Below are 12711 nucleotides of genomic sequence, written 5' to 3'. Positions count from 1 at the left end.
CTCGAACTCAAGAACACCATCAACACGATGGTCGACCAGCTCTCCGCCTTCGCCGACGAAGTCACCCGCGTCGCCCGAGAAGTCGGCACCGAGGGCAACCTCGGCGGGCAGGCGATCGTGCGGGGCGTGTCGGGAACCTGGAAGGACCTCACCGACAACGTCAACGTGATGGCCTCCAACCTGACCGGGCAGGTCCGTTCGATCGCCCAGGTCGCCACCGCCGTCGCCCGCGGTGACCTCTCGCAGAAGATCACCGTCGAGGCCAAGGGCGAGGTCGCCGCCCTGGCGGACGTGATCAACACCATGGTCGACACGCTGTCCGCGTTCGCCGACGAAGTCACCCGGGTGGCCCGCGAGGTCGGCACCGAGGGACGGCTCGGCGGTCAGGCGCACGTGCCCAACGTGGCCGGCACCTGGAAGGACCTCACCGACAACGTCAACTCGATGGCCAACAACCTCACCGGGCAGGTCCGCAACATCGCCCTGGTGACGACCGCCGTGGCCAACGGCGACCTGTCGAAGAAGATCGACGTGGACGCCCGGGGCGAGATCCTGGAGCTGAAGACGACCATCAACACGATGGTCGACCAGCTGTCGTCCTTCGCCGCCGAGGTCACCCGTGTCGCCCGTGAGGTCGGCAGCGAGGGACGCCTCGGCGGACAGGCCGAGGTGGAGGGCGTCGAGGGCACCTGGAAGCGGCTCACCGAGAACGTCAACGAACTGGCCGGGAACCTCACCCGGCAGGTCCGCGCGATCGCCGAGGTGGCCAGCGCCGTCGCCGAGGGCGACCTGACCCGGTCGATCAACGTGGAGGCCTCCGGCGAGGTCGCCGAGCTCAAGGACAACATCAACTCCATGGTGGAGTCCCTGCGCGAGACCACCCGGGCCAACCAGGAGCAGGACTGGCTCAAGACCAACCTGGCCCGGATCTCCAGCCTGATGCAGGGTCACCGTGACCTGCCCGTGGTCGCCGAGCTCATCATGGACGAGCTCACGCCGCTGGTCGCCGCCCAGTACGGCGCCTTCTACCTGGCGGAGGACACCCAGCGCGGCCACGAACTGCGGCTGGTGGGCTCGTACGGCTATCCCGACGACGATGAGCGGCCCACCCGGATCCCGGTCGGGCGCTCGCTGGTCGGGCAGGCCGCGCGCAACCGCCGTAGCGTCACCGTGGAAGAGCTGCCCCCGGGGTACGTCACCATCTCCTCCGGCCTCGGACACGCCGTGCCCACGGCTCTGGTGGTGCTGCCGATCGTGGTCGAGGAGCAGGTCCTGGGGGTGATCGAGCTGGCGTCCGTCAGCCGCTTCACCCAGATCCACCAGGACTTCCTGGCCCAGCTGATGCCGACCATCGGCGTCAACCTCAACACCATCGTCGCCAACGTCCGCACCGACGAGCTGCTGGACGAGTCCCAGCGGCTGACCGCCGAACTCCAGGCCCGTTCCGAGGAGTTGCAGGTCCAGCAGGACGAACTCCAGCGCTCCAACGCGGAGCTGGAGGAGAAGGCCTCCCTGCTGGCCTCGCAGAACCGCGACATCGAGGCCAAGAACCTCCAGATCGAACAGGCCCGGCAGGAGCTGGAGACCCGCGCGCAGCAGTTGTCGCTGGCGTCCAAGTACAAGTCGGAGTTCCTGGCCAACATGAGCCACGAGCTGCGCACCCCGCTCAACAGCCTGCTGATCCTGGCCCAGTTGCTGGCGCAGAACCCCTCCCGCAACCTCACCCCGAAGCAGGTCGAGTACGCGGGCATCATCCACTCGGCCGGCTCGGACCTGCTCCAGCTGATCAACGACATCCTCGACCTGTCCAAGGTCGAGGCGGGCAAGATGGACGTCGCGCCCGAGCGGGTCCCGCTGCGCCAGCTCCTGGAGTACGTCGAGGCGACCTTCCGGCCGATGACGACGCAGAAGAGCCTGGAGTTCACGGTCGCCACCGCGCCCGGCACGCCGGCCGACCTGCTCACCGACGACTCCAGGCTGCGGCAGATCCTGCGCAACCTGCTGTCCAACGCGGTGAAGTTCACCGAGCAGGGCGGTGTGGAGCTGCGGATCGAACCCGCCGCCGACCGGGAGGTGCCGCCGGGCGTGCACCGCGGCGGTCCGATCGTGGCGTTCCGCGTCAAGGACACCGGTATCGGGATTCCGCAGCAGCAGCTGGAGACGATCTTCGGGGCGTTCCAGCAGGCCGACGGGACGACCAGCCGCAAGTACGGCGGCACCGGGCTCGGCCTGTCCATCACCCGGGAGATCGCCCATCTGCTGGGCGGCGCGGTCACGGTCGACAGCACTCCCGGCCAGGGCAGCACGTTCACGCTGTACCTGCCCGTCGCGCGGGCCGACTTCGAGGAACTGATGGAGGGCGGCGGACGTCCGGCGGACCAGCCGTACGAGATCTCCGCCGCCGAGGAGGCGGCCGGGCCCCGGCAGCTCGCCGCTCCCCCGTCCTCCCCCGAGCAGCGCAGGCGCCGGCTGCTGGTCATCGAGGAGCGGCCGCGCGGTCTGCTGACGCTGGTCGCCGAGCGGGCCGTCGCGGACCTCGCGTACGACTCCGACGATCCGCACGGGGCGATCGACATCATCACGGCGGTCGGGGCGCAGGAGGCGGCGAGCACGCTGGCGGCCGACCCCTGCCACTGTGTCGTGCTCGAACTCGGCATGGCGCACGGTGAGGGCACAGCCTTCCTGGAGGCCATGGGCGGCGACTCGGCGCTGGCCAGCGTGCCGGTCCTGATCCACACCGGGCACCGTGTGGACCTGGGCCAGGAGCAAGGGCTGCGGGCCCTGGCGGGCGACCGGCCGCTGGACTTCCTGTCCAGCCTGGACGACCTGCGCGAGCGCATCACCCTGCACCTGTCCGCCGAGCAGCCGGGAGACGTGCTGTCGCTGGTGCGTCCCGAGGAGCCGCAGCGTCCGGTGGCACAGGTCGTGGACGACTCCTTCCTGGGCCGGACGGTCCTCGTGGTCGACGACGACGCGCGCAACCTGTTCGCGCTCAGCGGGGTGCTGGAGCTGCACGGCTTCCAGGTCCTGCACGCGGACAACGGCCGCAAGGGCATCGAGATGCTGCTCGCCCACCCCGACATCTCGCTCGTCCTGATGGACGTGATGATGCCGGAGATGGACGGTTACGCCGCCACCGCGGAGATCCGTTCGATGCCGCAGTACGCGGAGCTGCCCATCATCGCGGTCACCGCGAAGGCCATGCCGGGCGACCAGGAGAAGAGCCTGGCGTCCGGTGCCAACGACTACGTCACCAAGCCCGTCGACACCGGCGACCTCATCGCCCGCGTCCGGCGGTGGCTGCCGGGGTGAGCGCACGCAGCGCCCCCCAGCCGACCGCGTGACGTCCCAGCCGAGGAACAGGCCCACCGTGAGTGATCTCCGTCAGCCGTCCGAGCCCCAGAGTGCCCCCGAGGACAACCGGTCCGCCGTCGACGACGGCGACCGTCACGGGGAGGCCTCTCCCGTCGGCCGGCTGGCGGCAACCGTCGAGCGGCTGCGCCGGGAGGTGCGGGCGGCGCAGGCCGAGGCGGACGGGCGGGCCCTGATCGAACTGGCCAAGGGCATCCTGGTCGAGCGGCTGGGCTGCGGTCCGGCGCAGGCCTCGCGGCAGCTCGCGGAGCTTGCCGCGCAGGCGGGGGTGACCCCGCTGGAGTTCGCCGTCGACGTGATCAACCAGGCTTCGCGCGACCGGCTCTCGGAGGTGACCAGCGCGTTCCTCGCCGCGACCGCCGCCGATCCGCCTGACCAGGACTCCTCCGCCGTACGGCTGCGGACCGCCGAGAGCGGTGCGCTGGCCGCCGACGACACCCAGGCCGTCGCCGACTCCCTGCTGGAGCACGCGCTCACCCCGCTGGGCGCGGAGGCGGTGGCCATCTGGGCCCTGGGAGCCGACGGGTCCCTCACCCTCGCGGGCAGCGCCGGGTTCTCCTCGGCCGAGGCCGGCCGCTGGCGCCATGTGCCGCCGGGCGTGACGACCGTGGCCCGCCGCGGGCTCACCGAGCGCTCGGGGGAATGGATCCGCAGCCTGTCCGAGACCGGTCTGCCGTCCATGGGCCAGCACCAGTACCCCGACGGGGGCCGGGTCGCCGTACCGGCCGCGACCGGCGGGCGCATCCAGGGCGTACTGGAGATCGCCTGGCCCACACCGCTGGAGCCGCCTCCCCCGGCGATCGTCCGCCAGATCGAGGCCCTGGGCGAGCTGTGCGCGCACACCCTGGAGACGTACGCGCTCCGGCACCCCGACGGCGCCCCCGATCCGCCCGTCCTGCCGGACGTCTCCGAGCTGATGGACCTGGCCGACGGGCTCCACGACCCCGCCCTGGTACTGGTGCCGCACCTGGACCCCGACGGGCACCTGGTCGACTTCCGCATCCACCACGTCAACAGCCGCTTCCTCGACCCGGCCGGCCGGCCGCGGGGCGCCGTGAACGGCGCGCTGCTGCTGGAGGCGTACCCGATGGCCGCGGGCCACAGCGAGCTGTTCGACCGGATCGAGCGCGTCTACGCCACCGGCGAGCCCTTCCGCGCCCACCGCATGCGGCTCACCGCCCTGGTCGACGACGTGCAGCTCGCGGCGGTCGCCGACATCAACGTCAGCCGGCACGGCGGCAGCGTCCTGCTGATCTGGCGCATCGAGGACGAGACGGCACGCCTCGCGAGCCTGCTCCAGCACGCCCAGCGCCTGGGCCGCATCGGCGGTTTCGAGGAGAACCTGCTGACGGGCGAGATCACCTGGAACGGCCAGCTCTACAGCCTCTACGGCAAGCCCGTCTCCGAGATGCCCGTGCCGCTGGAGGAGCTGCCCGCTCACGCCCACCCCGACGACGCCGTCGCCCTCGGCCGGTTCCTGCGCACCCTGCTGCACCAGCGCCGTCCCGCGTCCACCGCGTTCCGTCTGCAACGCCCCGACGGGGTCACCCGCCACATCCGCGTCGTGGCGGAGCCGGTCCTGGACTCCGCCGGTCAGCTGTACGTGGTGCGCGGCGCCTACCAGGACATCTCCGCGCACCACTGGACCGAGGTCGCCCTCGCCGCCACCCGCGACCAGCTCGCCCACACCGAGCAGCAGGCCAGCGAACGCAACCGGCTGACCCTCCAGCTGCAGCACGCCATCATGCCCCCGACACAGGCGCCGCTGGAGGTTCCGGGACTCGACGTGGCGGTGCGCTACCGGCCCGCCGAGACCCAGCATCTGGTCGGCGGCGACTGGTACGACGCCGTTGTGCTGCCGTCCCGGCTGGTGCTGCTGTGCGTGGGCGACGTCGCGGGCCACGGAATCGAGGCGGCCACCAGCATGGTCGTGCTGCGCAACGCGCTGCGCGGGCTCGCCGTGACCGGTGCCGGTCCGGCCCAGCTGCTGTCCTGGCTCAACATGGTGGCCCACCACCTGACCGGCGCCGTCACCGCCACCGCGGTCTGCGGCCTCTACGACCCCGAGAACCACACCCTGCGCTGGGCGCGGGCCGGGCATCTGCCGCCGGTCCTGGTGCGCGGCTCGGAGGCGGCACCGCTGCCGCTGGTCACGGGGCTGCTGCTGGGCGCCGTACCGGAGGCGAGGTACGAGGAGCACGAGGTCCAGCTCGCCGTCGACGACACGCTGCTGATGTACACGGACGGTCTGATCGAACGCCGGGACCGGTCCGTGGAGGAGTCCCTGGCGCAGTTCCTGACGGTGGCCCGGGCGGTCCCGCCCACGCTGGACCAGCAGTTGGACCGTCTGCTCACGCACAGCAGGTCCGACACGGACGACGACACCTGCATCGTGGGGATCCGCGTGGCCTGAGGGACGCGGACGCTGTCCCTGGCCGCGATCGCCGGCAAGGACCTCCTCAGTGCCGCGCCACCACCCGCAACGTCCTGACCGAGGGGTCGGCGGCGTCCGGGATCAGGACGCCGTGCTCGACGCCGCTGCGCAGGTAGTCGAGGACCGCGTCGGTGATGACCTCACCGGGAGCGATCGCCGGCACGCCCGGAGGGTAGGGGCTGATCATCTCCGCGGCGACGCGGCCCGCGGCACGTTCGGCGGGGACGTGCTCGACCTCGGCGAAGAAGGCCTCACGCGGCAGCATGGCCTGCTCCAGTTCCAGGGCCGAGGGCTCCGGCAGGCGTACCGGCGGCCTGCGCTCGATGGACTCGGCGCCTTCCGTGAGGGCGACCAGGGCGTCCAGCAGCGTCTTCTCCGTCTCGTCATCGTCGGCGTGTGTGATCGACGCGCTGATCCGGCAGGTGTCGGAACCGCCGAGGTCCACGTGCCGCTCGGCCCGCAGCCACTCGGCGGCCTGCATGCCGCTGATCCCGAGCTCGCGTACGTCGATCACGATCTTCAGGGGGTCGAAGGACGCGGCGAGCCCTTCCTCGACGACCTCCTGGCCCATCGGCCGCAGCCCCGGCAGATCCCCGGCCGCCAGCCGGATCCGTCCCGCGCGGCGCAGCGCGGCGTCCAGGAGGTCGTGGCCCTGCTCGACCATCTGGCGGCGCCAGCCGTCCAGGGTCATGTACACCAGGGACGAGGCACTGGTGGTGCCGAGCAGGTCCTCCCGCTGTTTGAGCGCCTCCGGCGAGACCCTGTCGTACTGGAGGTGGAAGACGGAACTCTGCTCGATCGCGCCGCCCATCTTGTGGACGCTGGTGACCACCAGATCCGCATCGGCGTCCATGCCCCAGGCCGGAAGCCCTGGGTGGAAGGGCAGGTGGGCGCCCCACGCCTCGTCGACGATGAGGGGGATGTCGAACTCGTGGCACACCCGCGCCACACCCTGGATGTCGCCGCAGGTCCCCCAGTCGGTGGGGGTGATCAGCAGCATGCCCTTGGCGTCCGGGTGCTCCTGGAGGCTGCGGCGTACGTCGTCGGGCTCCGGCGGATGGGCGATGTGCCGGTCCCGGTCGAACTTGGGATGGACCCAGACCGGTTCGACGCCGTTGACGACGACGCCCGAGATCACGGACTTGTGCGCGTTGCGCGACAGCAGCAGCTTCTCCCCGGGACCGGCCACGGCCAGCATCGCCGTCTTGATCGACAGGGAGCTGCCGCACGTGGAGAAGAACGCCTGCTCGGCGCCGACCGCGTCCGCCATCAGTTCCTGTGCCTGGCTGAGCACGCCCTGGGACTGACGGCGGTCGTCCAGTCCGTTGAGGGACAGCACGTCCGAACGGAACACGTCGAGCCCGACGATCTCCGCCACCCGCGGGTCCACGCCGCGGCCCTGCTTGTGGCCGGGCGGGCCGAAGACCACGTCTTTGCGGCGCCGGAACTCCTCCAGCGCCTCCAGCACGGGCACCCGCGAGTGATCCATTGTTCCTCCCAAGTCCGTGCCGCCCCGCACAGGTGTCGGAGCCGAACGGCCCCCTCGGTCCGGACACCGAGTTGACCGCGGACGCCTTCCTGAAACGCCCGGTGCGGCCGCCGGGGGGCTCAGGAGGGGTGCAGGTGCCGTTCCATCCAGTCCGCGGCTGCCCGGCGGAACAGACGCCGGTTGTCCGCGCGCAGGAAGTCGTGCCCCTCGTCACGCAGGACGAGGAGTTCGGCGGGGACACCGCGTTCCCGGGCGGCCCGTACGAACTGCTCCGACTCCCCCGGCGGCACGTTGGTGTCGTGCTCGCCGTGCACGGCGAGCAGCGGGACCCGCAGCGCGTCGATCCGGCTCATCGGCGACAGGGCGTGCAGCAGCTCGCGGTCGCGCTCCGGGTGGCCGTACTTGTGCGCCGCCGACTCCGCGATCCAGGGCTCGGTGCCGGCGAAGAAGGTCAGCAGGTCGGACATGCCGCAGACGGCGACACCGGTACGGAAGAGGTCCGGGTGCCGCACGAGGGAGGCGAAGGTCAGGTAGCCGCCGTACGAACGCCCCATCACCGCCAGCCGGGTCGGGTCCGCGGGGCCCTCCGCGACCGCGTGCGCGGCGCAGTCGGCGACGTCGTCGAGGGCGGCGAAGCGGCCGGTGCCCAGGTCGGCGTCGACGAAGGACCGGCCGTGTCCGCCGGAGCCGCGGACGTCGGGGGCGAAGACGTCCAGCCCGCGCCCGAGCAGCTCGTGGTACAGCGGGTCGAACACCGGGCGTTCCTGGTCCTCGGGGCCGCCGTGCAGGTGGATCACACAGGGCGCCGGCTCGTTCGGGGCACGTCCCGGGGCCCGGTAGTACCAGCCGCTGAGGGGCAGGCCGTCCCGGGCGGCGAGGCGCGTGAGGACGGGGCGTACGGGCGGGCGGCCCGGCGGGACGGCGTCCTCGTCCCGGGAGGACCACGGCGTGCGCAGCAGGGACACGCCTTCGTGGGCCCACCACACGCCGGGACGGCGTTGGGAACCGGACAGCGCCAGCAGCAGCCGCCCCGTCCCGGCCGCCGTGATCCGCGTGACGACCTCGTGGGGCAGCGGTACCGGCCGCGCGGGTCCGGCGGTGTCCGATGCTCCGCGCCACGGGGAGGTCTCCACGATCTCGAGTTCGCCGGCGCCCCGCATGTTCCAGGCGAGCACGGCCGTCCGGCCGTCGTGGGCCATCGCCAGCAGTTCGAGGTCGCTGTCCTCGCGTTCCGCCACGACGGTCCTCGCGCACGGCGCGCCCTCGGCGTCGAGAGCGACGGCGAACAGTGCCGCGTACTCCCGGTCGGCGTCGCTGCGCAGCCACAGCGTCCGCCCGTCGGGGGAGAAACGGCCGATCCACGGGTCCCCGTCGGCGACCCGCAGGGTGAAGGTCGTCGCCGCGTCGGAGATGCGCCGGACGACCGCCTCCCGCCGTCCGCGCGGCCCCCGGCGCAGCAGCGCGAGCCGGCCGTCGCGGCTGAGGTCGCACACCCGCAGCGTGGGGGCGTCCGGTTCGGTCGCGAGCAGCACGGGAGAGGCCAGACCGTCGGGGTCGACCAGGTAGGCGGACAGGCCGCCGCCCGGCCGGGTGGCCGGTGTCCCGCCCGGCCCCACGGCGTACGCGGTGGTGCCGAGGAGGGTCGCCGGGCCGTCCCGGGCCGTCCAGTGGGCCGGGGCCGCGTCCGCCGACTGCCACAGACCGTCGCTCTGGGCGGTGGCCGGTGCGGCGAGCGTGACGGCGACGGCCGAGCCGTCGTGGGCCCAGCAGCCGAGGTAGGCGGAGCTGTCCGGGTCGGCACCGGCCAGCAGGCGGCGACCGGTGCCGTCGGGACGCACGCACAGCACCCGTGAGTGCTCGCCGCCGCCCGGTGCGGTGGTGTAGGCGATCCAGCGGCCGTCGGGTGACCAGGACACCTCCTTCACGGGATCCGGGGAGGCGTCCAGCAGCCGGATCCCCTCCCCGTCCACGGGTCCGGCCCACAACTGGGGGACGCCACCCCGGTCGCAGATGAAGGCCACCCGGCTGCCCTCGGGATCGGCGGAGGGATACCAGCAGCCGTGCGCGCGCAGCCGGGTCACGGCGTCCCGGGGGCCTTCTGCCTCGGGCAACGCCATCGGGGCGGGGGCTGCGGCGCGGGCGGGGGCCCGCGCCGGTACGGGCGCCGCCGCGTGCGGAGGCCGGGCGGAGTGCTCGCCGGTCACGTGATTCCGTGCGTCTGCAGCCATATCTCCAGGAGTGCCACCTGCCACAGGGCGTTGGCGCCGCGTTTGGTCCGGTGCTCGTCGGGTGCCGCCAGGAGTTCGGCCACGTACGACTCCTGGAAGATCCCCCGCTTCTTCGCCTCGGGTGCGGCGAGCGCCTCGCGCACCCGGTCCAGGACGGGGCCGGCCATGTGCCGGATGGCGGGGACCGGGAAGTAGCCCTTGGGCCGGTCGACGATCTCCCGCGGCAGGAGCTTGCGGCCGACTTCCTTCAGTACTCCCTTGCCGTCGTCGGCGAGTTTGAGCTCCGGCGGGCAGGCCGCGGCCAGCTCCACCAGTTCGTGGTCGAGGAACGGCACGCGGGCTTCCAGTCCCCAGGCCATGGTCATGTTGTCGACCCGCTTCACCGGGTCGTCGACGAGCATGACGTGGGTGTCCAGTCGCAGCGCCGCGTCCAGGGCGGTCTGCGCGCCGGGACGTGCCATGTGGTCCCTGACGAAACGGCCCGACACGTCCTCCTCGGGCAGCATGTGCGGCTGGAGGATCCCCGCGAGGTCGGCGTGGGGGCGGTCGAAGTACGTCTCGGCGTACCTCTGCGGCTCCTCCTCGCGCGCGACCGCGGCCAGGTCCGGGTACCAGTGGTAGCCGGCGAACACCTCGTCGGCGCCCTGCCCGCTCTGCACGACCTTCACCTCTTTGGACACCTGCTCGGACAGCAGGTGGAAGGCGACCACGTCGTGGCTGATCATCGGCTCGCTCATCGCGGCGACGGCGTCGTCCAGAGCGGTCGATACCCGGTCCGAGGGCACCATCCTCCGGCGGTGGTCGGTGCCGAACTCCCGGGCGACCAGGTCCGAGTAGCGGAACTCGTCGCCCTGCTCGCCGCCCTCGGCCTCGAACCCCACGCTGAACGTCTTCAGGCCGCGCTGGCCCTCCTCGGCGAGCAGCGCGACGATCAGGCTGGAGTCCAGGCCGCCGGAGAGCAGGACGCCGACCGGCACGTCGGCGACCATCCGGCGGCGTACGGCCGTGCGCAGCGCCTCCAGCACCGCGTCCCGCCACTCGTCGGGCCCCATGTCCGCGTACTCGGGCCGCCGCGTGTAGGACGGCTGCCAGTAGCGGTGGTCGCGGTGGCTGCCGTCCGGTTCGACGACCCGCACGGTGGCCGGCGGCAGTTTGCGCACGCCGTTGAGGACGGTGCGCGGCGGGGCGACCGTGGCGTGCCAGCTCAGGTACTGGTGGACGGCCACCGGATCGACGGAGGTGTCCACGTCTCCGGCGGCCAGGAGGGCGGGCAGGGAGGAGGCGAACCGCAGCCGGTCCGGGGTCGGCGCCAGATACAGCGGCTTGATCCCCAGCCGGTCGCGGCCCAGCACGAGACGGCCGGTGCGGTGCTCGACGAGCGCGAAGGCGAACATGCCGTAAAAGCGCTCCACGCAGGCGGTTCCCCACTGCCGGTAGGCGTGGAGCACGACCTCCGTGTCGGACGTCGACCTGAAGCGGTGCCCGAGGCGCCCGAGCTCCCCGCGCAGCTCCCGGTAGTTGTAGACGCAGCCGTTGAAGACGCCGGTGATCTCGCCGTCGGCGTCGGTCATCGGCTGGGCGCCGAGGTCGGACAGGTCGATGATCTTCAGCCGCCGGTGCCCCAGCGCCACCGCGCCCTGTGTCCAGATGCCCTGGCCGTCGGGCCCGCGGGCGGCGAGCCGGTCGCTCATGCGCTCGACGGCCGCGAGGTCGGGTCGGCTGCCGTCGAAGCGGATCTCACCACTCAGACCGCACATGACGCGCCGCCCCCTTCCCAGGAGCCGTCGGCCACGAGCCGGGACGGGGACCCCGGGTCGCGCCTGCTGGTCGCGCCCCGGGCGGAATTGCTGGACATGAACGAAACCTCTCCTCGGGGATTGTTGTCGAGTGACGGACGGACGGGTGAGGCAGCCGGACGCGCGCCACTCGGAGCCGGGTCAGCTGCCCAGGACCTCCGGGGCACCGGAACCCGCCGTGCCCGCGACGAAGCGCGGGGCTTGCCTGCGGGCGACGGGAGCCTGCCCGCGGGGCCGCCGCTCGCCTCGGGTTTCCGCGATCAGCAGATCGGCGCAGGCCAGCAGGTCCTCTTCCCGCGCCTTGCGCCGCATGCGCTCGGCGGCACTGCCCTCCGCCAGGGCCGCCTCGGTCAGATCGCTGACCGTCTCCCAGTCGCCGTGGGCCTCCAGCGCGGGACGCAGCCGGGCGAGCAGCCCCCGTACGACGTCGGGGGCGGGCGCCTCCCGGTGCGTCACGGGATCGACCAGGGCGCCCTCCAGGCCGGACCTGGCGGCTCGCCAGGAGGCGCCGCGCAGCCATTCGTGGCGGCCGTCGCACACCGCCGCACCGGCCGCGCGCAGTTCTAGAGCCTCGGTCACCAGGGCACGGAACAGGCCCGCGACGAGCACGACGGTCTCCGCCCGCGGGCAGGCGTCGCAGATACGGAGCTCCAGCGTGGGCAGGTGCGCGGAGGGGCGAAGGTCGTAGTAGATCATCCCCGGGTCGCTGATGACCCCGGTCCGGACCATGTCGTCCACCGCGGCGTCGTACTGGGCCGCGTCGGCGAAGCAGCCGACCGGGCCCGCGGTGGGCCAGCGCTGCCAGAGCAGCGTGCGCCAGCTGGCGTAGCCGGTGTCGGTGCCCTGCCAGAACGGTGAGCTGGCGGACAGCGCCAGCAGCACCGGCAGCCGGGGCGAGACCGTGCACATCACCCCCACGGCCGTGTCGCGGTCGGGTATGTCCACGTGGACCTGGGCGCCGCAGATGAGCTGTTCGTCGGCCACCTGGCGGTACTCCTCGACCATGTGGCGATAGCGCGCGTCGGCGGTGGGGTGTCCGGAGACACCGGGGGCGAGGGGTGCCGTGCCCGCCGCCGCGACCGCGAGTCCCAGCGAGGAGGCGGCCGCGTCGAGCCGCCGTCTGGTTCTGGTGAGGTCGGCGTACAGGCCGGCCAGGGTGGCGTGCACCCCGCTGTTCGACTCCACGGTGGACTGGTGCAGTTCCGTCGTGAAGGTGCGCCGGGGAAGCCGACGCAGGACCGCGCCGGCACGCGGCACGAGCAGGCCGCTTTCCACTTCCAGGATGTGGAATTCCTCCTCTACTCCGATGCGCATGGCCACGGTCGCTCCTCGGGGTCGTGCCGACGGTCTCCCTGTCTCCAGGGTGACCCCCAAGTGCCCATGAGCACGACT

Annotated in this window: 6 protein-coding genes; 2 read left to right on the top strand and 4 right to left on the bottom strand. The window is 72.5% G+C overall.

Annotated features, from left to right (window positions below):
• Together H293_RS49860 and H293_RS0123060 are read left to right on the top strand one after the other, a co-directional pair.
• On the top strand, positions 1 to 3312 hold a 3312-nt coding region (locus H293_RS49860), incomplete at its 5' end, for a HAMP domain-containing protein (RefSeq protein ID WP_033415598.1).
• A 58-nt stretch (positions 3313 to 3370) separates the two neighbouring features.
• On the top strand, positions 3371 to 5785 hold the full coding sequence (locus H293_RS0123060) for a SpoIIE family protein phosphatase (protein WP_020120207.1): 2415 nt from the start codon (positions 3371 to 3373) through the stop codon (positions 5783 to 5785).
• A 46-nt stretch (positions 5786 to 5831) separates the two neighbouring features.
• Here H293_RS0123060 and H293_RS0123055 read toward each other — a convergent pair whose 3' ends face one another.
• The 4 genes from H293_RS0123055 to H293_RS0123040 form a co-directional block, all read right to left on the bottom strand.
• Positions 5832 to 7295 (bottom strand): aminotransferase class I/II-fold pyridoxal phosphate-dependent enzyme, encoded by a 1464-nt coding sequence (locus H293_RS0123055; protein WP_020120206.1) that lies wholly within the window; start codon positions 7293 to 7295, stop codon positions 5832 to 5834.
• Between the two features lie 119 nt (positions 7296 to 7414).
• Entirely contained in the window at positions 7415 to 9523 is a 2109-nt protein-coding gene (locus H293_RS0123050) for a S9 family peptidase (protein ID WP_033415597.1), read from the bottom strand.
• Positions 9496 to 11280 (bottom strand): N-acetylglutaminylglutamine amidotransferase, encoded by a 1785-nt coding sequence (locus H293_RS0123045; RefSeq protein ID WP_020120204.1) that lies wholly within the window; start codon positions 11278 to 11280, stop codon positions 9496 to 9498. The genes H293_RS0123050 and H293_RS0123045 overlap by 28 nt, the downstream gene beginning before the upstream one ends.
• A gap of 180 nt (positions 11281 to 11460) precedes the next feature.
• Positions 11461 to 12633, bottom strand: a complete 1173-nt coding sequence (locus H293_RS0123040; protein WP_020120203.1) for a carboxylate-amine ligase — start codon at positions 12631 to 12633, stop codon at positions 11461 to 11463.
• Positions 12634 to 12711 lie beyond the last annotated feature (78 nt).

This window comes from Streptomyces canus 299MFChir4.1, from assembly GCF_000383615.1.
GTDB lineage: Bacteria > Actinomycetota > Actinomycetes > Streptomycetales > Streptomycetaceae > Streptomyces > Streptomyces canus_C.
Note: the sequence above shows the minus strand (reverse complement) of the source record. Positions and strands in the feature narration are given on the sequence as shown.